At 67.8% G+C, this 23,994-nt stretch carries 20 protein-coding genes; 9 read left to right on the top strand and 11 right to left on the bottom strand.

Translation table 11 applies throughout. The annotated features are described in order from the left end of the window. Positions 1–3 precede the first annotated feature (3 nt). Complete coding sequence (locus tag VAR608DRAFT_RS05790) at positions 4–822, top strand: SDR family NAD(P)-dependent oxidoreductase (protein ID WP_231973267.1); 819 nt, start codon at positions 4–6, stop codon at positions 820–822. 39 nt (positions 823–861) lie between these two features. Here VAR608DRAFT_RS05790 and VAR608DRAFT_RS05785 read toward each other — a convergent pair whose 3' ends face one another. Beyond that, positions 862–2,226, bottom strand: a complete 1,365-nt coding sequence (locus tag VAR608DRAFT_RS05785; RefSeq protein ID WP_088958632.1) for a M20/M25/M40 family metallo-hydrolase — start codon at positions 2,224–2,226, stop codon at positions 862–864. 81 nt (positions 2,227–2,307) lie between these two features. Between VAR608DRAFT_RS05785 and VAR608DRAFT_RS05780 the strand changes: the two genes are divergently transcribed. The 6 genes from VAR608DRAFT_RS05780 (at position 2,308) to VAR608DRAFT_RS05755 (ending at position 11,383) form a co-directional block, all read left to right on the top strand. Next, positions 2,308–3,255, top strand: a complete 948-nt coding sequence (locus VAR608DRAFT_RS05780) for a LysR substrate-binding domain-containing protein (RefSeq protein WP_088953188.1) — start codon at positions 2,308–2,310, stop codon at positions 3,253–3,255. Positions 3,256–3,551: 296 nt separating this feature from the next. Beyond that, positions 3,552–4,346 carry an alpha/beta fold hydrolase gene (locus tag VAR608DRAFT_RS05775; RefSeq protein ID WP_088953187.1) on the top strand — a complete coding sequence of 265 codons (795 nt, stop codon included), beginning with the start codon at positions 3,552–3,554 and terminating at the stop codon, positions 4,344–4,346. 38 nt (positions 4,347–4,384) lie between these two features. After that, positions 4,385–6,694, top strand: coding sequence for an NADP-dependent malic enzyme (locus VAR608DRAFT_RS05770; RefSeq protein ID WP_088953186.1), 2,310 nt, complete (start codon positions 4,385–4,387; stop codon positions 6,692–6,694). A gap of 20 nt (positions 6,695–6,714) precedes the next feature. Next, positions 6,715–8,058, top strand: a complete 1,344-nt coding sequence (locus VAR608DRAFT_RS05765) for a dicarboxylate/amino acid:cation symporter (protein WP_088953185.1) — start codon at positions 6,715–6,717, stop codon at positions 8,056–8,058. Positions 8,059–8,088: 30 nt separating this feature from the next. Next, positions 8,089–10,008, top strand: a complete 1,920-nt coding sequence (locus tag VAR608DRAFT_RS05760) for a sensor histidine kinase (protein WP_231973266.1) — start codon at positions 8,089–8,091, stop codon at positions 10,006–10,008. Between the two features lie 7 nt (positions 10,009–10,015). Next, entirely contained in the window at positions 10,016–11,383 is a 1,368-nt protein-coding gene (locus VAR608DRAFT_RS05755; RefSeq protein WP_088953184.1) for a sigma-54-dependent transcriptional regulator, read from the top strand. 225 nt (positions 11,384–11,608) lie between these two features. On the opposite strand, the gene VAR608DRAFT_RS05750 is transcribed toward VAR608DRAFT_RS05755, so the two are convergent. After that, positions 11,609–12,073, bottom strand: coding sequence for an SRPBCC family protein (locus VAR608DRAFT_RS05750; RefSeq protein WP_088953183.1), 465 nt, complete (start codon positions 12,071–12,073; stop codon positions 11,609–11,611). 107 nt (positions 12,074–12,180) lie between these two features. After that, positions 12,181–13,008 carry a methyltransferase, TIGR04325 family gene (locus VAR608DRAFT_RS05745; protein WP_088953182.1) on the bottom strand — a complete coding sequence of 276 codons (828 nt, stop codon included), beginning with the start codon at positions 13,006–13,008 and terminating at the stop codon, positions 12,181–12,183. Between the two features lie 84 nt (positions 13,009–13,092). Between VAR608DRAFT_RS05745 and VAR608DRAFT_RS05740 the strand changes: the two genes are divergently transcribed. After that, entirely contained in the window at positions 13,093–13,809 is a 717-nt protein-coding gene (locus VAR608DRAFT_RS05740) for a nitroreductase (RefSeq protein ID WP_088953181.1), read from the top strand. Positions 13,810–13,824: 15 nt separating this feature from the next. Here VAR608DRAFT_RS05740 and VAR608DRAFT_RS05735 read toward each other — a convergent pair whose 3' ends face one another. The 8 genes from VAR608DRAFT_RS05735 to VAR608DRAFT_RS05700 form a co-directional block, all read right to left on the bottom strand. After that, a complete protein-coding gene (locus VAR608DRAFT_RS05735; RefSeq protein WP_088958630.1) occupies positions 13,825–14,997 on the bottom strand; it encodes a thiolase family protein in 1,173 nt (390 codons plus the stop codon). Between the two features lie 2 nt (positions 14,998–14,999). Then, positions 15,000–16,460, bottom strand: a complete 1,461-nt coding sequence (locus VAR608DRAFT_RS05730) for an AMP-binding protein (RefSeq protein ID WP_231973265.1) — start codon at positions 16,458–16,460, stop codon at positions 15,000–15,002. Between the two features lie 10 nt (positions 16,461–16,470). After that, positions 16,471–17,046, bottom strand: a complete 576-nt coding sequence (locus VAR608DRAFT_RS05725) for a biotin transporter BioY (RefSeq protein ID WP_088953180.1) — start codon at positions 17,044–17,046, stop codon at positions 16,471–16,473. A gap of 29 nt (positions 17,047–17,075) precedes the next feature. Continuing rightward, positions 17,076–17,645, bottom strand: coding sequence for an energy-coupling factor transporter transmembrane component T family protein (locus VAR608DRAFT_RS05720; RefSeq protein WP_231973264.1), 570 nt, complete (start codon positions 17,643–17,645; stop codon positions 17,076–17,078). Between the two features lie 17 nt (positions 17,646–17,662). Next, entirely contained in the window at positions 17,663–18,427 is a 765-nt protein-coding gene (locus VAR608DRAFT_RS05715) for an energy-coupling factor ABC transporter ATP-binding protein (protein ID WP_088953178.1), read from the bottom strand. A gap of 5 nt (positions 18,428–18,432) precedes the next feature. Next, positions 18,433–20,187 carry a chorismate-binding protein gene (locus tag VAR608DRAFT_RS05710; protein WP_231973263.1) on the bottom strand — a complete coding sequence of 585 codons (1,755 nt, stop codon included), beginning with the start codon at positions 20,185–20,187 and terminating at the stop codon, positions 18,433–18,435. 224 nt (positions 20,188–20,411) lie between these two features. After that, positions 20,412–21,692: a DUF3422 family protein gene (locus VAR608DRAFT_RS05705; RefSeq protein WP_088953177.1), complete on the bottom strand. Its 1,281-nt coding sequence runs from the start codon at positions 21,690–21,692 to the stop codon at positions 20,412–20,414. 92 nt (positions 21,693–21,784) lie between these two features. Next, positions 21,785–22,102 carry a hypothetical protein gene (locus VAR608DRAFT_RS05700; RefSeq protein WP_157730666.1) on the bottom strand — a complete coding sequence of 106 codons (318 nt, stop codon included), beginning with the start codon at positions 22,100–22,102 and terminating at the stop codon, positions 21,785–21,787. 272 nt (positions 22,103–22,374) lie between these two features. Here VAR608DRAFT_RS05700 and VAR608DRAFT_RS05695 point away from each other — a divergent pair, with 272 nt between their 5' ends. Further along, positions 22,375–23,982, top strand: a complete 1,608-nt coding sequence (locus VAR608DRAFT_RS05695; protein WP_088953175.1) for a methyl-accepting chemotaxis protein — start codon at positions 22,375–22,377, stop codon at positions 23,980–23,982. Positions 23,983–23,994 lie beyond the last annotated feature (12 nt).

Below are 23,994 nucleotides of genomic sequence, written 5' to 3'. Positions count from 1 at the left end.
TCGATGACGATGCACGTGAACCCCTCCCCCAAGCCCGCACTGCCGGGCAGTCGCGGAACCCGGCTGGCCGGCAAGGTCGCCGTGGTCACCGGCATCGGCGCCGGCATCGGGCGCGGCTGTGCCCTTCTGTTCGCCCAGCAAGGGGCCCAGGTGATCGGCTGCGACATCGATGCGGCGGCCGCGCAGGCCACGCTGGACACTGCCGCGTCGCAGGGCCTGACGATGCACAGCCTACACCCGCTGGACCTGACGCAGCCCGAGCAGGTTCGCCGGTTGATGGCGCATGCGGCCAAGCTTTGCGGCGGCATCGACATCGTCGTCAACGCCGCCGCCTTCGGTGCTTTCCAGTGGCTGGAGCAAATGGATTACGAGAGCCAGTGGCGCAAGACGCTGACCGGCGAAGTCGACATCGTGTTCCTGGCGGCCCAGGCTGCCTGGCCGTATCTGAAAGCGCGCGGCGGCGGCTCGATGATCAACTTCGCGTCGGCCAACGCGCGCATGGCGTTGCCGCTGTCGCCGGCGCTCGCGCATTGCGCCGGCAAGGGAGCGGTGCTGGCCATGTCGCGCCAACTGGCCATGGAAGGCGGGGCGCACGGCATCCGCGTCAATACGATCTCGCCGGCGCTGGTCGAAACGGCGGCGACCCGCGAGCCGCTCGACAACATACCCGGCTTTCGCGAGCAGGCGCTGCAAAAGTTCATGCTCAAGCGGCTGGGCCAACCGGAAGACGTTGCCTGGTGCGCCGTCTTTCTGGCCTCCGACGAGTCGAGCTGGGTCACCGCGGCCGACTTCGCGATCGATGCCGGCGCCACCGCCTGGTAGACACCCGGTCGAAGACTGCGCGCCCGCTCGACGCCGCTGCTACATTGCCGCGGCGCGCGGCGGACGCTTTTGCAGCAGGGGCTCGCTCACGCCCTGCACGCCGACCAGTCCCAGCACCGTCAGCAGAGAGTTCTGCGCGCCTTTCCAGCCATCCGTCACGTCGATCCATTCGCCGAGCGCATGGAAACCGCCGGTCTTGCCGCCGCCGCCGATGATGATGGCCGGGATGCCGAGCGCCATCGGCACGTTGGCGTCCGTGCTCGCGCCGGAGAGCAGCGTCTTGTGGCCGAACACGCTGTTGGCGCGGACGGCGGCTTCCACGATCACCGAATCGGCCGCGGTTCGGCCACCGGGGCGATCGCCGATGAGCTTGTTCGTGACAGCCAGCGTGTTCACGTTCCAGCGCTTGTTCTCCTCGATCACGGCCTCGTCCACTGCGGCCAGGATCTTCTTCTCGGTTTCGAGCAGCGGCTCCATGGCATCCGAGCGGATGTCCACGGCCATGCGCGCATCCGGCGCGATGGTGTTGACCGAGGTGCCGCCCCCCACCGTGCCGACGGTGAAGGTCGTCTTGGGGAAGGTCGGCGTCTTGATGTCGGCGATCTTGGCGATCGCGCGGCCCATGCCGTGGATTGCACTCGGCACCTGGCCGAACGCCACGTAGCTGTGGCCGCCCGGGCTCTTGAAGGTGAATTCGTAGCGGCGGCTGCCGGTGCCCAGGATCAGCACGCTGCCGTCGGGTGCCGGCTCGAGCCCGACCATGCCGTCGATGTCGCGGTGCTCGGCAAAAATCTGCTTCATGCCTCGCAGATTGCCCAGCTCTTCTTCGCCGACGTTGCCCACGAAGAGCAGGTCGCCGACCGTCTGGACCTTGTTGTCGTTGAGCACCTTGAGCCACGAGAGCAGCACCGACAGGCCGCGCACATCGTCCGAGATGCCGGGTGCGTAGAGCTTGCCGTCGCGCTCCTTGACTTTGACATCGGTGCCGGCCGGAAACACGGTATCGAGGTGTGCCGAGATCAACAGCTTGGGTCCGTTGCCCGTGCCCTTGCGCAGGCCGACCACATTGCCTTCCGCGTCGATGTGCGCATCTGCGAGTCCGAGCGCCTTCATGCGCGCGAGGTAGGCCTCGGCGCGCTTCTGCTCCTTGAATGGCGGCGCCTCGATCTCCGTCAGCATCTTCAGGTCTTCCACCGAGCGCTCGTGGTCGGCCTTGACCGCGTCGAGCAGTTTCGCGATGGCAGGCGATCCCGTGAGCTGCGTGTAGGCCTGGTCGACCGCCGGCTTGACCTGCACCGGCGTCGGCGCCACCGCGTTGAAGCTCTGGGCCTGTGCGGCGCTGGCGGCCAGCAGCGCGACGGCCGAGGCGAGGTGGGCGAGTCGAGTACCGAGGATGCGGGACATGGTGCGATCAGTGAGTGTGGACGGCAGGTCGACATTCTTTCGCTTTGCGGCCTGCACCGCTCTCCTTTAATCTAGCGTGCTGTGAGCTTCTCTAACAGCGGCCGCCGCCACATCCCTACCACCCGCGCGCTGGTGGTGTTCGATGCCGTGGCGCGCCATCACGGCCTGAGCAAGGCGGCCGAGGCGCTGAGCCTCACGCACGGCGCCGTCAGCCAACAGTTGCGCCTGCTCGAAGACCAGCTCGGCGTGCAACTGGTGCAGCGCACTTCGCGCGGCTCCCGGCTCACCGAAGCCGGCCGGCGCTACCACGCCCAGATTTCGGGTGATCTGTTGCGGCTGGAGAACCACACCCTCGAAGCGATGGCACAGCGGCCCGACGGCGTGAGCCTGCTGGTGGGCGCGGTGCCGGTGCTGGCCGAGCGCTGGCTGATCCCGCGGCTGCCCGCATTCGCGCAGCGCGAGCCGAGCTGCAGCCTGCACCTGCAGGTGTTCCCGACGCAGATCTACATGCCCGAACCGGCCTTCGACGTCGCGGTGCAATACGACGATGCCGTGTGGCCTGGCGCCCTGGTGCTGCCCCTCATGCAGGAGCAATGCGTGGCCGTGTGCGCGCCGCAGGCCAGCGGCCGGCGCGCCATGGCACGCGGCGACTTCCGCGGCGCCACGCTGCTGCAACTGACCTCGCGACTCGGCGGGTGGGAAGAATGGTTCGCGCAGGCCGGCGTCGACCGTGTCCCGGTGAACACGGCGGCAGGGCACCGCTTCGACCTGTTCTCGATGCTGGTCGAGGCGGTGCGGGCCGATCTCGGTGTCGGGCTCGTACCGCGCTATTTCGCCTGGCGCGAGTTGCAGGCAGGCGACCTGGTGCTGGCCCATCCGCACGTGGGACACGGTCAGCGGGGCTACAGCGTCTTCGTGGCGCCGCACCGGGCGCAAGACCCGCTGGCGGCGGCGTTCACGGCTTGGCTCGCCGAGACGGCGGCGGCCGAGTCTTTTCCGGATGGTGGTGTTCCACGATCCAGGCCTTGAGCGCTGTCTCGAGCAAGGCCGTCTGCGCGTGACATCAGGGTTTTACCGAATCACCGGTCCGGGGATTCGGACGGGATTTGCGTTCCGAATCCGGATCATCGGCAGGCCCTGCCCGTCATCCTCATTTCATTCCTCGTGAAATCAATGACTTAGCGCGCTCCGGGCGCCTTGCGCCGCGTGGCACATCGATTGCTCAGCACCAGAGGCCCGGCTGCGTCGCCCGACGCGGATCTGGCCCAGGACACAGGAGACAAATCGATGAGCACCATGGGTGAGCTTGACCCCGCGCCGCACGCATGCCGCTAGAACTCGCTTTCGAGGTCGTGGGATCGGGGCCTCCGGTGGTGATCCTGCATGGCCTCTTCGGTGCCGGACGCAACTGGACCCACGTCGCGCAGTCGCTGGCTGCGAACTACCGCATCTACCTGCCCGACGCGCGCAACCACGGCGCCTCGCCGTGGGCCCCATCGATGTCGTACGCCGAGATGGCGCAGGACGCGCTGGCGCTCATCGAGCGGGAGCAACTGCAGCGGCCCTTCGTCGTCGGCCACAGCATGGGCGGCAAGACGGCGATGACGCTGGCGCTCTCGCACCCGCAAGCCGTCGGCGGCGTGGCCGTGATCGACATCGCCCCTGAAAGCTATGCGGGCCAGTTCTCCTCGTACATGTCGGCCATGCGCAACCTCGACATGGCCGGCGCGGCCGGCCGCCACGAGATCCGCCGGGCACTGGCCGAAAGCCTCTGCGCCGATGCGCCGGTGGACTTCCTGATGCAGAACCTGCGCCGGGAGCGCGACCGCTTCGACTGGCGGCTCAATCTGCTGGCGACGGGCCTGTGCATGCGCGATCTCTGCGACTTTCCAGCGTCGCTGCGCAATGCCCGCTACGACGGGCCGGCGCTCTTCATTGCCGGCGCGGAGTCCGACTACCTGCAGCCCGCATCCAAGCCCGGCATCCGGGCGTTGTTTCCCGGCGCCGAGTTCCAGCGCATTGCGGATGCCGGCCACTGGGTGCACGCGGACCAGCCGGACGCCCTCCTGGGCGGACTCAACGACTGGCTGTGCGCCGTCTGCGCGCTGGCCCAGAACTGATCGTGGCCATACCTCTACAGACATACGGAGATCGCATCGTGTCCGACAACCTGAGCGAAGCCGCTCTCGACTACCACCGCTTTCCCACGCCCGGCAAGATCTCGGTGAACCCGACCAAACCGATGGCCACGCAGCGCGATCTCGCGCTCGCCTATTCGCCCGGCGTGGCCGATGCCTGCATGGAGATCGCGCGCGACCCCGCCGAGGCCATGAACCTCACCTCGCGCGCCAACCTGGTGGCGGTCATCACCAACGGCACGGCCGTGCTGGGCCTGGGCAACATCGGCGCGCTGGCCGGCAAGCCGGTGATGGAAGGCAAGGGCTGCCTGTTCAAGAAGTTCGCCGGTATCGACGTGTTCGACATCGAGCTCGACGAGACCGACCCCGACGCGCTCATCGACACCATCGCGCGCATGGAGCCCACCTTCGGCGGCATCAACCTCGAGGACATCAAGGCGCCCGAGTGCTTCTACATCGAGAAGAAGCTGCGCGAGCGCATGAAGATCCCGGTCTTCCATGACGACCAGCACGGCACCGCCATCGTCGCTGCCGCCGCCATCCTCAACGCGCTGCAGCACGTGAAGAAGGACATCCGCGAAGTCAAGCTGGTGGCCTCGGGCGCCGGCGCGGCGGCACTGGCCTGCCTCGACCTGATCGTGAGCCTCGGCCTGCCGATGCACAACATCTACGTCGCGGACAGCGCGGGCGTGGTCTACACCGGCCGCAAGGAGCAGATGGACCCGAACAAGGCCCGCTATGCGCAGGAGACTTCGGCGCGCAAGCTGGCTGACGTGATCGGCGGCGCCGACATCTTCCTCGGCCTCTCGGCCGGCGGCGTGCTCAAGCCCGAGATGGTCAGGGAGATGGCGCGCGATCCGATCATTCTCGCGATGGCCAACCCGACGCCGGAGATCCTGCCGGAAGACGCGCTGGCCGCGCGCCCCGACGCCATCCTCGGCACCGGCCGTTCGGACTATCCGAACCAGGTCAACAACGTCCTGTGTTTCCCGTTCATCTTCCGCGGCGCGCTCGACGTCGGCGCCACCACCATCAACGAAGAGATGAAGCTCGCCGCCGTGCGCGCCATCGCGCAGCTCGCGCACGCCGAGATTCCCGACGTGGTGGCGCAAGCCTATGGCGCTCTCGGCCTGCGCTTCGGCCGCGACTACCTGATTCCCAAGCCCTTCGATCCGCGCCTGATCGAAGCCGTCGCGCCCGCGGTGGCCCAGGCGGCGGTCGACAGCGGCGTCGCGACGCGGCCGATCGCCGACATGAAGGCCTACCGCCAGCGGCTGTCGCAGTTCGTCTACCAGTCGGGCAGCAGCATGCAGCCGCTGTTCGCGGCCGCCAAGCAGTCGCCCAAGCGCGTGGTCTACGCCGAGGGCGAGGACGAGCGCGTGCTGCGCGCCGCGCAGGTGGTGGTGGACGAGTGCCTCGCGCGGCCGCTGCTGCTGGGCCGCCCCGAGGTGATCGCCGAGCGCATCTCGCAGTACGGCCTGCGCCTCGAGCTGGGCCGCGACTGCGAAACCGTCGACCCGCTCGACCCCGCCGTGCACGGCGACGCGGCCGAGGCCTACTACCAGCTCAAGCGCCGCGATGGCGTCTCCCGCGTGGTGGCGCAGACCGAGATGCGCAGCCGCGGCACGCTGCTGGCGGCGATGCTGGTGCGCCAGGGGCGCGCCGACGCCATGCTGTGCGGCACGCTCGGCGGCTACGGCGACCACCTGCGCCACGTGCGCGACGTGATCGGCCTGCGTCCCGGCACCAAGACCCTGGCCGCCATGCAGATGCTGATGCTGCCGGGCCGCCAGCTCTTCATCTGCGACACGCACGTCAACCGCGATCCCGATGCGGCGCAGGTCGCCGAGATCGCGCTGCTCGCCGCCGAAGAGGTGCGCCGCTTCGGCGTGACGCCGAGCGTCGCGCTGCTGTCGCACTCGAACTTCGGCGGCTCGGATGCGGCCTCGGCCGTGAAGATGCGCGAGGCGCTCGCGCTCATCAAGGCGCGCGATCCGCAGCTCGCGGTGGAAGGCGAGATGCGCGGCGACGCGGCGCTGTCCAAGTCGATCCTCGACCGCGAGTTCCCGGATTCGGCGCTGGAGGCCGAGGCCAACGTGCTCATCATGCCCAACGTCGACGCCGCCAACATCTCCTACAACCTGCTGCGCATGGCGGCCGGCAGCGGCATCACGGTGGGCGGCATCCTGCTGGGCGCGGCGCGCTCGGTGCACATCCTCACGCCCTCGTCCACCGTGCGGCGCATCGTCAACATGACGGCGCTGGCGGTGGTCGACGCCAACTCGCAGCGCGGCGCGGCCCTCGCGAGCCGCCACGCCGCCGGCGTCTGAAACCTTCCAGGAGTTCACCCATGGACCACCAACCCGTACCCAAGCCCTTCTACAAGTCCCTGTACTTCCAGGTCGTCACCGCGATCGTCATCGGCGTTCTGCTGGGTCACTTCTATCCACAGACCGGTGCGGCGATGAAGCCGCTGGGCGACGGCTTCATCAAGCTGATCAAGATGCTGATCGCACCGATCATCTTCTGCACCGTGGTGGTCGGCATCGCCGGCATGGAGGACATGAAGAAGGTCGGCAAGACCGGCGGCCTGGCGCTGCTGTACTTCGAGATCGTCAGCACCGTTGCGCTGATCGTGGGGCTGGTCATCATCAACATCGTGCGGCCGGGCGCCGGCATGAACGTCGACGTGAGCCAGCTCGACACCAAGGCGATCGCCGCCTACACGGCGCCGGGGCAGATGCAGGGCACGGTCGAGTTCCTGACGAACATCATCCCGAACACCGTGGTCGATGCCTTCGCCAAGGGCGAGATCCTGCAGGTGCTGCTCTTCGCCGTGCTGTTCGGCTTCGCGCTGCACAAGTTCGGCGGCCGCGGCACGCTGGTGTTCGACTTCATCGAGAAGTTCTCCCACGTGCTGTTCGTCATCGTCGGCTACATCATGAAGGTGGCACCGATCGGCGCTTTCGGGGCGATGGCCTTCACCATCGGCAAGTACGGCGTCGGCTCGCTGCTGCAGCTCGGCCAGCTGATGGCGACCTTCTACGCCACCTGCCTGGTCTTCATCTTCGTCGTCCTCGGCGGCATCGCACGGGCGCATGGCTTCAGCATCTGGAAGTTCATCAAGTACATCAAGGAGGAGCTCTTGATCGTGCTGGGCACCTCCTCGAGCGAATCGGTGCTGCCGCGCATGATGGCCAAGCTGGAGAACCTGGGCGCCAGGAAGTCGGTGGTCGGACTGGTCATCCCGACCGGCTATTCGTTCAACCTCGACGGCACCTCGATCTACCTGACGATGGCGGCCGTGTTCATCGCGCAGGCCACCAACACCAACATGACCCTGATGCAGCAGATCACCTTGCTGCTGGTGCTGCTGCTGACCTCCAAGGGCGCGGCCGGCGTGACCGGCAGCGGCTTCATCGTGCTCGCCGCCACCCTGTCGGCCGTCGGGCACGTGCCGGTGGCCGGCCTGGCGCTGATCCTGGGCATCGACCGCTTCATGTCGGAAGCCCGCGCGCTGACCAACCTGATCGGCAACGGCGTCGCCACCGTCGTGGTGGCCAAGTGGACCAGGGAGCTGGACGCCGAGCGCATGAAGCGCGTCCTGGACAACGAGACGCCCGCTCCGGCCGAAGCGCCCGAGGCGGTGCTGGGACAGGTCGAGACCCCCATGCCCGTGGCCCAGGCGCGCTGAACGTCGCTGTGCGTCGCCGGCGGCATGGGCGTGGCGCTGGCCAGTGGCGGGCCCGAGCGACCCGAGTCCGACACGCGCGCCACCGGGCAGTCACCGATGCGGCCCCACCCGACCTTGTGCAATAACGCGCTCATGATTTCATGGGAGCCGGCCCGGCGCTTCGATCTGCCTTTCGAGACTCGGAAAAAGCGCTGGCGCGGCCTGCCGCGCTGGTGCGGCGCGCTGGCGCTGGTGGCGCTGGCCGCCGTCGCCGGCCACCATCTGGCCATGCAGAGCGGCCTGGCCCGGCTGCGCGAGGCGGCCGAGCACCGGCTCGACATGCTCGCGACCGGGCTCGATGCCGACCTGGCCCGCTTCGAGTACCTGCCGGCGCTGCTGGAGATGACGCCCATCGTCCCGGCGCTGCTCGGCGCGCCTTCGGATCCGGGCTTGCGCGATGCGGTCAACCGCTACCTCGATGGCGTCAACGCCGCCGCGGGCTCGGAGATGCTATACGTGCTCGACGCCAGCGGCACTTCGCTGGCCGCCTCCGACTGGGACCGGCCCGGCACCACCATCGGCCAGGATCTGTCGTTCCGGCCTTACGTCATCGATGCGCTGCGGCAAGGCTGGGGCCGTTTCTACGGCATCGGCATCACCAGCGGCAAACCCGGCTACTACCTGTCGTACGCGCTGCGCCGCGACCAGCCGGCGCGCGGCGTGGTGGCCGTCAAGGTGAATCTCGAGGAGTCCGAGCGCGCCTGGCGCCTGCTGCCGGGCGACGTGGCGCTGTTCGACCAGCGCGGCGTGGTGATCCTGGCCACCCGCGAGGACCTGAAGTTCCGTCCGCTGCGGCCGCTGGAAGCATTGCAGCGCGCCGAGGTGCAGCGCTCGCGTCCCTATGGCGAGGCCGGCCTCGAGCCCTTGCAGTGGGCGCAGAAAGAGGCGCTGGCGCGCGACGTGCGGGTCGTCGTGCTCGACGGCGTGGATCAGCTCGCCTCGACGCGCACGCTGCGCGGGGCGCCCTGGCAGCTGGTGGTGCTCGACGACCTGGCGCCCGTGCGCCTGGGCGCGCGTTACGCGGCCATCACCGCGAGCCTGGCGATGGCGGTGCTGCTGCTGATCGCCGTCACGCTGTGGCAGCGCCGCCGCGCCGTGCGGCAGAAACTGGCCAACCAGGCCGCGCTGCAGGCGGCGCACGACAGCCTCGAATCGACGGTGGTCGCGCGCACCGCGCAGCTGCGTGCGGCCCAGGGCGAGCTGGTGCATGCCGGCAAGATGGCCGCGCTGGGCCAGATCTCGGCCGGCGTGGTGCACGAGCTGAACCAGCCGCTGACGGCCATGCGCGCGCTCTCGGAGAGCGCCACCATCCTGCTCGACCAGAGCCGCTTCGACGACGTGCGCGGCAACCTGCACCGCATCCGCGGCATGGTCGACCGCCTGGCGCGCCTGACCTCGCAGCTCAAGACCTTCGCCCACAAGAGCGAGCTGCAGCTCGCGCCGGTGGCGCTGGCGCAGGCCGCGGCCGATGCACGGCTCATCGTCGCCGAGGCCGCGAAGAAGAACGACATCGTGATCGAGGTCGACGTGCAGCCCGCCACCCTGAGCGTCATGGCCGAGGAGGCCGCGCTGGGCAGCGTGCTCGTCAACCTGATGCGCAACGCGATCGACGCCATGCAGGCCGCGCCCCGGCGCACGCTGCGGCTCGAGGCGATGCCGCGGGAGGGCGGCCGCGTGATCCTGCGCGTGAGCGACACCGGGCCCGGCATCCCGCCCGACATCCTGGCGCGCCTGTTCGAGCCCTTCGTCACCAGCAAGCCGGCGGGCACCGGGCTGGGCCTGGGCCTCGTGATCTCGGCACAATTGGTGCGGGCCATGGACGGCACGCTGCGTGCCGCCAACCTGCCGGACGGCGGCGCCTGCTTCGTCGTCGATCTGCCGGCCGCCATTCGAAACACCCCACAGGAGTGATCAACAAGTGAGCGAAGTCCCCGCCATCCGGGTGCTGCTGGTCGAGGACGACGAAGACGTCCGCCTCAGCACCACCCAGGTGCTGACCCTGGCCGGTTTCGAGGTCGAAGCCTTCGCGAGCGCGGAGCGTGCGCGCGCGCAGATCGGCTACAACGTGCCGGCCATCGTGATCAGCGACGTGCGTCTGCCGGGCCTGAGCGGCACCGAATGGCTGCGCGAACTGCGCGAGGCCGATGCGGAGCTGCCGGTCATCCTGGTGACCGGCCACGGCCACATCGCCATGGCGGTGCAGGCCATGCGCGAGGGCGCCTACGACTTCATCGAGAAGCCTTTCAGCTCCGAGCGGCTGGTGGCCATCGTGCGCCACGCGATCGAGCGCCGGCAGCTCACGCTGCAGGTGCGCGCGCTGCGCGATGCGCTGGAGAACTGGAACGGCATCCAGGCGGTGCTGATCGGCCGTTCGGCGCAGATGCAGCAGGTGCGCCGCGACGTGATGACTCTGGCCGAGACCTCGGCCGACGTGCTGATCTATGGCGAGACCGGTACCGGCAAGGAGCTCGTCGCCCGCTGCCTGCACGAGCACAGCGACCGTCGCCGCCGGCATTTCGTGCCGCTCAACTGCGGCGGCCTGCCCGAGGCGCTGGCCGAGAGCGAGCTGTTCGGCCACGAGGCCGGCGCCTTCACCAGCGCCAACCGCGTGCGCGTGGGCAAGTTCGAATACGCCGACGGCGGCACGCTTTTTCTCGACGAGATCGAGAGCATGCCGATGGCAGTGCAGATCAAGCTGCTGCGTGCACTGCAGGAGCGTTCGATCGAGCGCATCGGCTCCAACCGGGCCATTCCCTTCGACTGCCGCGTCGTGGCCGCGAGCAAGGAAGACCTCAAGGAGATGAGCGACCGGCAGAAGTTCAGGGCCGACCTGTACTACCGGCTCGGCGTCGCCTTCATCGAGCTGCCGCCGCTGCGCGAGCGGCGCGAAGACATCCCCTTGCTGTTCGAGCATTTCACGCTGCTGGCGGCCGTGCGCTACGGGCGCGTCGCGCCGATCCCGAGCGGCGCGCAGGTCGCCGACCTGATGGCCTACGCCTGGCCGGGCAACGTGCGCGAGCTGCGCAACGTGGCCGACCGCTTCGTGCTCGGCCTCTTGGGCGAGCGCCTGACGCAGGCGCGCGGCAACGCCGAAGGGGAGCCGGCCTTGCCGCGCGGACTGCCGCAGCAGGTCGAGTCCTTCGAGCGGGCGGTGATCGTCGAGACCCTGCGCAAGCACCGGGGGGACCAGCCGGCCACGGCCAGCGCACTGTCGATCGCGCGGCAGACCCTGCATGACAAGCTGCGCAAGCTGGGCATCACGGCGGACGAATTCAAGTCCCAGTGAGCGCTCAGGTGCTCACGCGGACGGCCGCGAAGACGAGCGATCCCAGCACCACGACGACCGCGGTGGCTACGGCCAGCCGGTTGGCGAACAGGCGACGCATCGCGACCTCCTAGCTTCTCGATCAATGCTTGAACGGGGCGGTTGTACCGCAGGCGCGGCCTGCTGAACAGACGGACGTTTTTTGTCGGCACCGCGAGCTTCGAGGGCGTATCGAGGCCAATGGGCTCAGGCCGCCTTCGGCTTGGCAAAGACGTCGAGGCCCTGTCCCGTTTCCAGCAGCGACTTCAGGCTGGAAAGAACCATCGGCCAGCCGTGCTGGATGCCCTTGTCCATCTCGCTGCCTGCCTCGAGTTCGTCGTGGGTGACCGTCAGCCGAACCATGTCTTCGTACGGCACGACCTCGAAGCTCACGCGGGTGTAGCTGTCCGGGTCGGCGGCCTGCGAGGGGCTCGTCCACGTGAAGACCAGGCGCGTCGGCGGCGAGACCTCCACCACCTTGCCGACCAGGTCGACCGTGCGCTCCTGGTTGGCGCGCACGTGCTCCCAGGTCGACCCGGGCTTCCAGTCGGAGACGTTCTCGTGGCCCCAGTAGCGCCGCGTGACCTCCGGTTTCATGATGGCCTCGAATACCTTTTCCGAGGTTGACCGGATGTAGGTCACGTAGACGAAGCGGGTCTGCTCTTTGCTCATGGTTGCTCTCCTTCGAGTTCCTTCTTCAGGTCTCCAGGATTTCGATCCTGGCTTGCGTCAGCGATCCGCTTGAGCACTTGAAGGATGCGGACCTGGGCAGAAGGGAATCACGACTCATCGGCAACGAAATAGAGGCCCGTGAAGCAAGGGAAGCTGCGCTCCGGATAGCCAGGCAGATAAAAGCTCCGCTCGTACACGGCCCACTGGTCCTTGAGAACATAGCCCTCGGCCAGGATGGATTCGACGAAGCGCACCCGATTGAAGATGTGCACGGGCGAGAAGCAGGATTCGCCAAGGTTCTGCGCACTCACGAAGTCGTCGCCATCGAAGAGCGGCAGCTTGTTGAGGAGGATGTGCCCCGGATGCCTGCTGCACGTGTGGAGCAGAACCGACAAGGAGGGAGGCGCCAGATATTGGAGGGCTCCCGCGGATATCCAGATGCTCGCGCCAGTACGAGAGACTGCCTCCAACAGGTCTGTGCAGAAGTCCAATGAAGTGGCTTCTCGTTCTGCCGCCAGGCGTCTTCCCACCCGTTCGACGGCGGGAACTTCCACGATGGTCCACCTGAGCTCCGGCGGATACCGAAGCCAGGGCCGGTATGCGTAGAAGTGAACGCCGACGGAGCCGCCTATATCCAGAATGCTCTTGGCGCCCGATCCGAAAGCCGAAGAGAGCCACCACAGCATGGGGTAGTCGTAAGCGAAGATCCTGTTGGTGCGGATGGTGACGTGTTCCTCGGTCAATGCCTCCTCGTCGAACCCCGGCGAGGGCGGCAGGTACTGTCGAGCCTCCTCGAATGAGGAATATGCGCCGAAGTAACACCCGAAACCAGCAGATGACAGGAATTGCTTTCGACGCCATCGCATCAGCAACCAGCGCGTGAGCGGGCCTTCGAGAAAGCTGCGAACAAGCTGCGTCATGGTCGAGTAGGACATGGGTGCCCTCTCATCGGAACGGGACCGATAGAGCTCTAGAACTCCGAGTTCAGGACCGCGAGGGAATTCCTGGAAAATCCGCGGATGACCACGAAGGACATGCACAGCTTGCGCGCCGACACCCCCGTCGCAGTGCAAGGCTGGTCGTCACTGGCCGATGGCCGCTGTTCGACCCGCCGCTTCACGGACCGGCCCGTGCCGGATGAGTGGATCCCGCAGATGCTGAAGGAGGCGCGGCGCGCGCCCAGCGGTGCGAACCTGCAACCGGGCGAGTTCATCCGCATCGAGGGGGCAGCGCGCCAGAGGCTCTCGGACCGGCTGGTGGAGACGTACCGGGGCGGTGCGCCTCAGAACGAGGACTACAGCTACTTTCCTGTTCCCATGCCGATGACGCTGCGCAGGCGCCAGGTGGCGGCAGCGCAGGCGCTCTATGGCGCCCTGGGTGCGGAGCGCGACGACCAGGAAGCGCGCCGCGCGCAGTTCGAACGCAACTTCCGCTTCTTCGATGCGCCGGTCGCGCTCGTGATCACCATCGACGCCCGCATGGGCAGCGGCTGCTACATGGACCTGGGCATGTGCCTCTACGGCTTCATGCTCGCGGCGGCGGCGCGTGGCTTGGGGAGTTGCGCCATCGGTGCACTCGCTTCCTACCCCCATGTCGTGCGCGACGTGCTGGGGCTCGATATAGGCCAGTCGATCGTCTGCGGTCTCTCGATCGGCTATGCCGACCCATCGGCCCCCGAGAACAAGGTGCGCACGGTGCGGCGCGACGTGTCGGAGTTCCTGCGCGTGGTGCGATAGCCAAGCTGGCCGCGGCTACGGTTTCTCGACCAACGCTGCTGAGCCGAGGCCGCCCGCAGCAGCAATGCATGCGAGACCGAGAGCGCCGGAATGGGCCTCGAGCGCCATGTCGGCGAGCAGCCGCACCAGGCTGACCGCGCCCGAGGCGCCGATGGGATGGCCACGCGCCAGGCCGCCGCCTCCACGGTTCAGCTGCTCGGGCGCGATGCCCAACTCATCTGCGAATGCGAGTGCCTGCACGGCAAAGGCCTCGTGCAGCTCCACGCCCCATAGCGCGGATGCCGCGAGCCTCTGACGGGCGAGCAAACCCTTTGCCGCACGCGCCGCAGCCAGCATCGGCATCTCCGGCGCGATGCCGACCGCGAGTGCGCCCCGCCAGCGCAGCAGGGCAGGCAAGCCAAGCGCAGTGGCTGCCTGGGGCGAGGCCATCAGGACAAACGCCGCGCCATCGGCCTGCGGTGCAATCGCGAGCCGGCTGACCGCCGTGGCACGCGGATCGACGTCCGAGGAGGCGCACTGATCCGAGACCGCCTCGACGGGCGTGCGCGCCGCGCGCTCATCGGTGAGCGCACGCGCATAGCTGTCATGCACGGCCGCGCCGATGGGAACGATTTCCGAGGCCATGCGCTCGCGCCAGGCCAGCGCCTTGGCATGACTGCGCACGGCGTACGCATCCTGCGCCGTTCGCGCGATGCACGCCTGCCCGGCGTAACGGGCCGCAGCCAGGAGCAGATCGGGGTCGCGCGCGGGGTCGGGCGCGAAGGCCGGCCGTTCATAGGGCAGCGCTGCCTCGTCGGGCGTGAGCGGGCGATGCTGCCGGATCGGCGAGCGGCTCCAGGCCTCGACCCCGCCGGCCACGACCACCTGCGCCTGCCCGGCGGCGATCAATCCGGCAGCCATCGAAACGGCATCGAGCCCGGAGCAGCACTGCGTGTCGACCGAGAAGGCCGCCGTGCACTCGGGCAATCCGGCGGCGAGCGCGACCATCCGCGCCGGATTGCCACCCGCGCCGAGCGCGTTGCCGCAGACCATCGCATCAACGGCCCGCGCATCGACGCCGCTGCGCGCCAGCAGCGCCTTCGCGACCGGTGCCGCGATCTCGTGCGCAGCCAGCTGCGCGAGCGCGCCGCCCCGGGGCACGACCGCGCTGCGGGCCCAACCCAGCAACACGGGCGCATCCGATGTCATGGTCATGAGAGCTGCCACGGCAGGACTTGCCAGTCCGCGGGCCCCTCCGGATGGGCAGCCAGCAGCCGTGCCAGTGCCGCATGGTCGGTCTTGCCGCTGGTCGTGCGCGGCCACTGGGCGCAAACGTAGACGCGGCGTGGCGTCTTGTACGGTTCCAGGCGTGCCTGGCACCACGAAGCCAGGGTGGCACGATCGACGGCCTCGGCCAACTCAACGACCGCGACCGCGCGCATGCCGCGCACGACGTCGGGCACGGCCTGGACCGAGGCCGCCACCACCGATGGATGGTCGGTCAGGATCTGCTCCACTTCTTCGGGGAACAGGTTCTTGCCCTGCACGACGAACATGCGCTGTCGACGCCCCGCCAGATGGAGGATGCCGTCGGCATCGAGGTGGCCCATGTCGCCCACCGAGAGCCAATCGCCGTCGCGCAGGATCGCGGGGGCCTCGGCCGATGCGGGCGTCACGTAGTCCGTGAAGAGCATCGGACTGCGCACATGGATCAGACCCGGGCGTGCACCGGATGCGGTCGAGTCCTCGCGCGCGGTGGCGAGCTGTTCGATGCGCAACTCCACGTTCGAAAACGGTCGCCCGACGGCCGTGGCCGGCAGGTCGGCCCGGCTGTCGGTCCAGGCAATGAAGCTGGTTTCGGAGGCGCCATAGAACTCGACGATGCGCGCGTTGGGAAACAGCGCCTGCAACTGCGGCGTACGCGCGCGAGGCCAGGGCGCGCCGCCGATCATCACCCCTTGCGTCTCCTCGATGGCGCGCGGGCCGTGACGATGGGCCTGCTCGAGCATCAGGATGAGCTGGCTGGGCACCGCGATGAGGCTCCTTGCATTGCCCTGCATCAGGCTGTCCAGTGCGGCGCCCGCGGAAAAGCGCGTCTGCAGGCGCACGCCGGCACCGGTCCACAAGCCCAGCAGCGCGCCGAACAGGAACAGCGAGTGCGAAAGCCGTCCCGGGGCGAGCAGGGTGGTGCGCGCCGCGGGGCCGAAGGCTTCGAGACAGGCTTCGAAGCTGCTCGTCCAGGAGCGATGGCTGCGCACGAAGCCCTTGGGCAGGCCGGTGCTGCCGGAGGTGAAGCCGACATAGAACGAGCCCGCAGCAAGCGTCGCGTCGCGCGCCGGCCCGGCGGTCGATGCCGTGCCCAGCAGCGCCATCACCTGGCGCCGCAGCGCCGGGGACCAGTCGGGATCTCCGACCGCGGCGGCATGGCCGGCAGCGAGGATCCCCAGGAAGCTGACCAGCTGCGCGCCCGGGGTGCCTGTGTCGTCGACCCACAGCGGCGCCGGTACGGATGAAGATGTAGATGCACCGCGCAGTGTTCTCGCCTGGGCGTCGACCTGGTCGGCCAGCGCCTCGAAGCTCAGGCTCAGCGAGCCGTCGTCGATGGCCGTTTCATTCGGTGTGCGCGCCGCCCAGTAGGCGATCGGCGCGTGCACCGTGTCGAACTTCGTCACCCGCCCGGCCTTACTCGGCCAGGCGCCAATGCGGCAGTCCGCGCACGACGGTCTGCACCACGGCAGCGCAGATCGCGCATTTGACGAGGTCGCCCGGGATGAACACCGCGCTGGCCAGCGCCGCTTGCTGGACGGAGAGCTTGGCGACCAGCGCCAGGCCGGCGATGCCGAAGGCATAGACGACGCCGATACCGCCGACGAGCGCCGCAACGAAGGCGCCCGCCAGCAGCGCGCGGCCCCGCAGGTGCGACAGGCGGCGCATCACGAAGCCGCAGACCGCGGCACCGAACGGCCATCCGATCAGGAACCCGGCGGACGGCGCAACGAACACGCCGAGGCCGCCACGACCCCCCGCAAGCAGCGGAAGGCCCAGCGCCACCATGAGCAGGAAGAGGCCCACGGCGAGAAAGCCGCGCCGGGCGCCGAGCAGGCAGCCGGCCATCATGACGCCCAGCGTCTGCAGGGTGATCGGAACCCCGAAAGGCAGATCGATCTTGGGGATCAGCCCCATCACCGCGATCAGCGCCGCGAAGAGCGCGACGTGGGCGAGCGAACGGGAGGAAGTGGTGGAAGGCGTTGGGTTCATGGTTGTCATTGGATGAATTGAAGTGGGTCTCAGTGGCCCAGCCGGGCGGCCAGTGCATCGGCGACGTGCTCGGCCGACTGCAGCGCACGCACCGTCAGGGGGGCGAGCAGCCGCAGCCCACCGGAGCGACCCGTACGGGCGCGATGCGCATCGTCAAGGCGTTGCCATCGGCCGTGGAAGACATCGACGAAACGCAGCACCAGGGCCAGTGCCAGCGCCAGGCGCCCGGTCGGCACACCGAGCAGCTGCAAGGGGCGAAGCAGGGCTTCGAGCACGTCGAGCAGGTCATCGAATCGGGTGGTGAGCGTCAGCATCGTCGCGAGCAGAATCGCGGTCATGAGGCGCAGGGCACTGGCGATACCGAGGCCGGGCGATCCGGCCCAGGCATGGAAGCCCGCGATCAGCGCCGCAGCGATCACCACGCCGCGCAGTCGGCCCGCGTGGCGCCAGGCGAGCGAGCCCAGCGACGCATAGCCCGCGATGGTCAGCGCGCAAGCGCCTGCGAGCCAGCGCAAGTCGGTCACGAGCAGCAGCGTGGTCCCGCAGAGGCACACCGCCAGCAACTTCAGGCTGGCTGGAACGCGATGCAGCCAGGTCATCTTTGCGCCGTACAGGCTCAGCACAACGACGGCTCCATTTCCGGTGTGCACGCGTCGGCGCGGCGCATCACGTCGGCACGGTAGGCCTCGCAGACTTCGCGGCCCGCTCCGTCAGCGCGCACCTGTCCGCGGTCGAGCCAGATCACCCGCTCGAAGTCGCGCACCTGCTCGAGCACGTGCGTCGAGAAGACCAGTTGCTGCGTGCTGGCCATGATCTGCCGCGAGAGCCGATGTTGGCTCGGCAGGTCGAGGCTGGCGAACGGCTCGTCGAGCAGCAGCGTGAGCGGGCGGCCGATCTGCAGCGCGAGCAGGCACACCTGTTGACGCTGTCCCTGGCTCAGCTCGGCGATGGCGCGGGTGCCCCAGTGCGCCAGCCCACGGTCCGCGAGGAAGGCGCGCGCTTCCTTGCGTGCCTCCTTGCGCGAAAGGTTCCGGGCGCTCAGGGTGAAGGCCAGCTCTTCCTCGACCGTGGGACAGATGACCTGGTCATCGGGGTTCTGGAACATCAGGCCGATCTTGCGCGGCAGTGCGGAGCGATCGGACCTCGCATCGTGGCCGTGCACCTTCACATGGCCGCGCTGAGGTTGGTCCAGGCCGGCGATCAAGCGCAGCAGGCTGCTCTTGCCGGCCCCGTTGTCGCCGATGATGCCGATGCGCGGCTCATCCAGGCTCAGCGTGAGGCCGTCGAACACGCGCTGGCCGCCGCGCTCGAGCACGACGGATTCGATCTGGATGCCCGTGGCGGAGGGCGTCCATGGTTCGGTAGATGAAGAGAAGAACATGTTGCCTAATTGAGCTCGAACTTCACGACGATCCAGCCGCGCAGGCTGTTGAGGAAAGCAATTTCCTCGGCGTGCGCCAGATCGTCGATGCGGATGATTTGCTCCTTCATTGTTCCGGCGGCGAGCGCCTGTGCGCGGCCGACGCCGGGCAGCAGGCCGCTGGCAAGCGGCGGCGTGATCCAGTGGCCCGCGATTTTCACGGCCACATTGCCGCGCGTGAATTCCGTGACCTCTCCGGCCTCGTTCCAGAGGAGCGTGTCGAACACACCTTCAGTAGGAGCGAAGGCATCATAGTGCGCGCGCCGCGTGGTCTTGTGGCGAACGAACTCGCCACCGGCCTCGCGCATGGGTTGGGGCGCCATGCGCACGAGTGCCGGTCCCGTGTGGTCGAGCATCGGGGCAGCCTCGGTCTCGAGACGACCATCGGCGTGCAGCAGCAGGCGCGCGCGGCGAACACCCCGCGGATGCTTCGACGACAGACCTTCGAGCGCACCGGCAACTTTCCCCAGCTCACAGGGATAACCGAAGTGCCAGGCACTGGCTGCGAGGCGCGTCAGATGAAACTCGGCATTGCGGGCCGCGCCGTCCTCGATCCGCAGTGTTTCCAGCAATGCGAACGGCTCGCTCGCTCGCCGGACGAAGGCTGCCTTGTGGCCCCACTCGGCCCATTCCCCATCAAAAGTCGCATCGATGGTGACGCCGCTGCCGATGCCGCAGCACACCTCGGTCCCGCCATCGAATTCGAGCGTTCGGATCGCCACATTGAACGTTGCCGCGCCCCCCGGACGCACGACGCCGACCGCGCCGCAATACACGCCACGCGCGTCGGGCTCCAGCTCGCGGATCGTGCGCATGGCCTGCACCTTGGGCGCCCCGGTGACCGAACCGCAGGGAAAGAGGGCGGCGAACACTTCGGCCAAGGTCGTGCCGGAGCGGGTCTTGGCAGTGACGTCGCTGGTCATGGACCACACCGTTGGCAGTGCCTCGACGTGGAACAGGCGCGGAACGGCAACGCTGTGCAGTTCGGCGATGCGTGAGAGGTCGTTGCGGATCAGGTCCACGATCATGACGTTCTCCGCACGTTCCTTGAGACTCGCGCGAAGCGCGGCCACGTTCGCCGCGTCTTCGTGCGCGCTGGCGCCGCGGGCGGCCGTGCCCTTCATGGGTCGCGAAAGGATGTTGCCGTCCGCACGCCAATCAAAAAAAAGCTCGGGCGAGACCGAGAGCACCTGCTCGGCACCGGTGTCGATGCAGGCCGCATAGGTGCCGGGCTGGAAGCGCTGCAGCGCCGCGAACAGGTCGTGCGGCGAGCCCGCGCGCAGCGTGCCGCGCATGCGGGCCGTGTGGTTGACTTGGTAGACCTCGCCCGCGGCGATGCGGCTGTGGATGCTGGCAATGGCCGCACGCGCTTCCTCGGCCTGCAATGGTGTGTGCCAGTCGAGCGAAACGGGACTCGAGTCCTGGACTGGCCATGGACGGGGCTCATCGAAGACGCCGAACCACGCAAGCGGGCCAGGACGTGGCGGGTGTGTCGCGAGCGCAGCATCGAACGCCGGCGCGGCCTCGTAGCGCACGAAGCCTGCGCACCAGCGGCCAGCTTTCGCATGCGCCTGGACCGCGTCGAGCACGCCGCGCACCTCATGAAGCGAATGGGCTGCGAGGACTTCAAGGGGTTGCGCGAATGCGGCGCGCAACGCGGGTGTGCCGGGGCCGGGCGAAACGAAGTCGATCGAGACGTGGACAGGCGACGGATGGGTCACGATTCGCTCACGACGATCCAGAGGTTGTGAGCCATCCTGGAATGAACAGAAAGATGATTTCGAATGGATCGCACCGCCATGCTCACGACGGCGCGCCGGAACAAAAGGCGCGATTCTGGCGGTGCAGCAGGTGAGGAAAAACGGCGGCCCCGTCACTTATGTGCCCGGCGTTTCCATGACGGGGCCACGTTCAAACTGGCGCCCAGCGCCCGCGCCCGATGGCCTCAATGCGAGAACATGCTCCGATGCAGCCGGCGCAGTGACCACCAGACCGATCCCGCAACCAGCGGAATCGCCAGGGCGGCCGTCGATTCCGCCGAGAGCGGCCAGCCGAGCTTCTGTCCGCCCTTGGCGAGATAGCTCACCAGCCCCACGATGTAATAGGTGATTGCCGCGACCGAGAGGCCTTCCACCGTGGCCTGCAGCTTCAACTGAAGGTCCTGCCGCCGATTGAGCGCCTCCAGCAATGCCTGGCTGTTCTGCTGCTGCTCGATTTCCACGCGCGTGCGCAGCAGGCTGCTCACGCGCGAGATGCGCCTGGACAGGGCGTCCTGCCGCCTCGTCGCCCACTCGCAGGTCTTTCGCGCAGGCGTCAGCCTGCGATCGATGAATTCGCCGATCGTCTGAAGGCCTTCAAGACGTGCTTCGCCGATCTGCACGATGCGCTGATCGAGCAGTTCGAAATACGCGCTGCTGGCCGAGAAGCGCGAGTGGGTCGCGGCGTACTGGCTCTCCACCTGGGCGGCCAGGCGTGTGAGCCGATCCAGCAATTGAGCCTCTTCCTGCCGTTCTGCGCGCTGGATGGCGTGGGCAAGCTCCGCGAGTTCGCTCTCGGCGCTTGCAAGCGCGACCCCCGTCTCTCGCGCGGTGGGAAGGCCCAGCATCGCCGCCATCCGGTAGGTCTCGATCTCCAGCAATCGCTGTACCAGCCGGCCGAGCCGCCGGTGGGGCAATTCGCCGGCGTAGAGCAGGAAGCGGGACGAGCCGTTCGGGTGGATCGCGAAATCCGTGAAGACCTGCGCCTGCTCACCGGCGACCGCCGAACCCACCAGCAACTCATCGTGGAGGGCGCGTTGCCGAAGCCGGTCGTCGCCGTTGCGCAGCCCCGGAAGCACCCAGAGGTCGAGGCTGCCGATGCACTGACCGGGCAGGCCGGCGAGCCATTCCCGGGGGGCGGCGTCCAGCGCACTGGCGAGATCCGCGGCGGCGAGTTGATCGCCCCGGATCCGCAGGGCGAAGGTCCAGGTAACGAATTCGGTGTGCATTTCCCACCGCAGTCGAAATGCGCCCAGGTCCGTGCGAACGTGCGTCACCTGCTCGTCGGGCGGAGCCACGTGGTGGTCGCGCAGCAGCTTGGCGAGGTGATGTCGGCTTGCTGCCCGCTGCGACGGGTCTGCAAGCATCACGATATGCGCAATCGCCAGCGGTGCCGCCATGGCTTCGGGCGGCCGGGCGTGGATCTCGTTGTGTAGGGCGATGCGGTCCGGGTGTTGGGGCGAATGCATTCTGCGGGTGTTGGTTCGGGCAGGCCATTATTGCCAAGGAACCCTCACTCGCTGATGACACTGCGGGCTCGCTGCACCGCGTGGCAGCCTGACTACGCAGGGTCGAAAGCGTCCTGATGCCGTTCGCGGAAGCGCTCGCGCAGGAGGGCGGTCGACCACCACAGTATCGCGAGATTGGCGCACAGGCCGAGGAAGACGACCAGGGCCGCGCGATCTGCGAAGCCTGCGCTCAGATCCAGGAGGAGCAGCGCGAGCGACCAGGGCAGGGCACACAGTATCGCCACGACCAAGAGGACGCTCTGCTCCGAGGGCTTCAATGCCGCAGCGACGAGTGGCACCGCGATGGCGGTGCCGGCGGCCGGAAGCCACCATGCATGGCGATACCAGAAGGGTGGCCGATTCGCGTTCATGCAGACCATTGTGCGAGGCACCGAGCGCTGTTGCATGTGGAATCCGACACGCAGACGAAAGAGATTGCTGACGCGTTGCGCGGCGCAGACGCAAGGCGGGCGCAGGGGCCTTGCCGCTCAGGCCATTCGGTCACCGGATCATTCGATCGATCGGGGTTTCCCCTAAATCCTCCCCGAAATCAGCCGATAGCCAGATAGCTCCGACCTGAATGCGCTTCAGGCGCACGAGGCGGGGCTGCTTCAAGCTTCGTTCAAGAAAAAGGAACAAGAAAATGAATCTCTCGAGTATGAAAATTGGCGCCCGATTGGGCGTGGGCTTCGGGCTGGTACTGTCGCTGATGGTGGCCCTGATCGTCGTCGGACTCGTTCGCTTCGCGAACATCGACGACATCAACGACAAGATCATCAGCCAGGACTGGGTCAAGGCGGAGGCTGCGCAGACCATCAATGCCAGGACCCGCGCCAATGCGCGGCGGACCATGGAACTGTTCGTCACGAGCGACAAGGATCAGGTGAACAGGATCCATCGACAGATCGACGCCAACAAGAAGGCCATCGACGGCGCGCTCGAAACACTCGACAAGCTGGTTGCCTCGCCGGAAGCGAGGGCCTTGCTTGCGAAGATCAAGGAATCCAGAGCGGCCTACGTGGCCTCCTTCAGCAAGGTCTCGCAGTTGCTCGGAGAGGAAAAACGCGATGAGGCCACCAGGATGGTGAATGGCGAAACGCTTCCAGCCCTGGATGTGCTCCAGCAACACATCGAGGCTCTTGCAGAGCATCAGAAAAAGCGGGTCGAGGCAAGTGGCGAGCTGGCAAAGCAAGACATCGAGTCGGCCCGCAATCTGATGATCGGGCTGGGTCTGGCGGCCGTATTGATCGGCATCGGCTTTGCATATGGCATCACGCGTTCGATCACGCGCCCCTTGCGTGAAGCGGTGCAAGTCGCACAGACGGTCGCCGCCGGCGACCTGAGCTCGCGAATCGATGTCGGGCGCGCCGACGAAACCGGCCAACTGCTGCAGGCCCTCAAGGTCATGAATGAAAGCCTGGCGAAGATCGTCGGCGAAGTGCGTGGCGGCACCGACACCATCGCCTCGGCGTCGAGCCAGATCGCCAGCGGCAACCAGGACCTGTCGTCGAGAACGGAAGAGCAGGCGAGCTCGCTGGAGCAGACCGCGGCGTCGATGGAAGAGCTGACTTCGACGGTCAAGCAGAACGCCGACAACGCCCGCCAGGCCAATCAGCTGGCGCAGTCCGCGTCCGAAGTGGCGCTCAGGGGCGGCGAGGTGGTCAGCCAGGTGGTGGACACCATGGCCTCGATCAATGCCTCGTCCAGGAAGATCGTCGACATCATCGGCGTCATCGACGGCATCGCGTTCCAGACCAACATCCTGGCGCTGAACGCCGCCGTCGAAGCCGCGAGAGCTGGAGAGCAGGGCCGCGGCTTCGCGGTGGTTGCCTCCGAAGTGCGCAGCCTCGCGCAGCGCTCGGCTGCCGCGGCGAAGGAAATCAAGACGCTGATCGATGACTCGGTGAGCAAGGTCGAAGCGGGTAGCGCGCTGGTGGGCGAAGCCGGCCAGACCATGGACGAGATCGTGGGCAGCGTCAAGCGCGTGACCGACATCATGGGCGAGATCACGGCGGCAAGCCAGGAGCAGACCTCGGGCATCGAGCAGATCAACCAGGCGATCACGCAGATGGATCAGGTGACACAGCAGAACGCCGCGCTGGTGGAAGAGGCGGCAGCGGCCGCCTCGTCGCTGCGGCAGCAGGCGGACGGCCTGGCGCAGGCGGTTGGCGTCTTCAAGCTGGACCGGCACGGCGAGGCGATGCGTGTCATCGATCGGGGACACATCAGCTCGATTACCGCTACCTCGTGAAGATCTCTGTTC

The sequence above is a fragment of the Variovorax sp. HW608 genome (assembly GCF_900090195.1).
Lineage (GTDB): Bacteria > Pseudomonadota > Gammaproteobacteria > Burkholderiales > Burkholderiaceae_C > Variovorax.
The sequence above is the reverse complement of the archived record's forward strand: the minus strand, read 5'-3'. Positions and strand labels throughout refer to the sequence as shown.

Bases quoted from the DNA above. Each gene is read 5' to 3' on its own strand.
- VAR608DRAFT_RS05790 (WP_231973267.1), top strand. From the start codon at position 4: ATGACGATGCACGTGAACCCCTCCCCCAAGCCCGCACTGCCGGGCAGT.
- VAR608DRAFT_RS05785 (WP_088958632.1), bottom strand. From the start codon at position 2,226: ATGTCCCGCATCCTCGGTACTCGACTCGCCCACCTCGCCTCGGCCGTC.
- VAR608DRAFT_RS05775 (WP_088953187.1), top strand. From the start codon at position 3,552: ATGCCGCTAGAACTCGCTTTCGAGGTCGTGGGATCGGGGCCTCCGGTG.
- VAR608DRAFT_RS05765 (WP_088953185.1), top strand. From the start codon at position 6,715: ATGGACCACCAACCCGTACCCAAGCCCTTCTACAAGTCCCTGTACTTC.
- VAR608DRAFT_RS05750 (WP_088953183.1), bottom strand. From the start codon at position 12,073: ATGAGCAAAGAGCAGACCCGCTTCGTCTACGTGACCTACATCCGGTCA.
- VAR608DRAFT_RS05745 (WP_088953182.1), bottom strand. From the start codon at position 13,008: ATGTCCTACTCGACCATGACGCAGCTTGTTCGCAGCTTTCTCGAAGGC.
- VAR608DRAFT_RS05740 (WP_088953181.1), top strand. From the start codon at position 13,093: ATGACCACGAAGGACATGCACAGCTTGCGCGCCGACACCCCCGTCGCA.
- VAR608DRAFT_RS05735 (WP_088958630.1), bottom strand. From the start codon at position 14,997: ATGACATCGGATGCGCCCGTGTTGCTGGGTTGGGCCCGCAGCGCGGTC.
- VAR608DRAFT_RS05725 (WP_088953180.1), bottom strand. From the start codon at position 17,046: ATGAACCCAACGCCTTCCACCACTTCCTCCCGTTCGCTCGCCCACGTC.
- VAR608DRAFT_RS05720 (WP_231973264.1), bottom strand. From the start codon at position 17,645: ATGACCTGGCTGCATCGCGTTCCAGCCAGCCTGAAGTTGCTGGCGGTG.
- VAR608DRAFT_RS05715 (WP_088953178.1), bottom strand. From the start codon at position 18,427: ATGTTCTTCTCTTCATCTACCGAACCATGGACGCCCTCCGCCACGGGC.
- VAR608DRAFT_RS05705 (WP_088953177.1), bottom strand. From the start codon at position 21,692: ATGCATTCGCCCCAACACCCGGACCGCATCGCCCTACACAACGAGATC.
- VAR608DRAFT_RS05700 (WP_157730666.1), bottom strand. From the start codon at position 22,102: ATGAACGCGAATCGGCCACCCTTCTGGTATCGCCATGCATGGTGGCTT.
- VAR608DRAFT_RS05695 (WP_088953175.1), top strand. From the start codon at position 22,375: ATGAATCTCTCGAGTATGAAAATTGGCGCCCGATTGGGCGTGGGCTTC.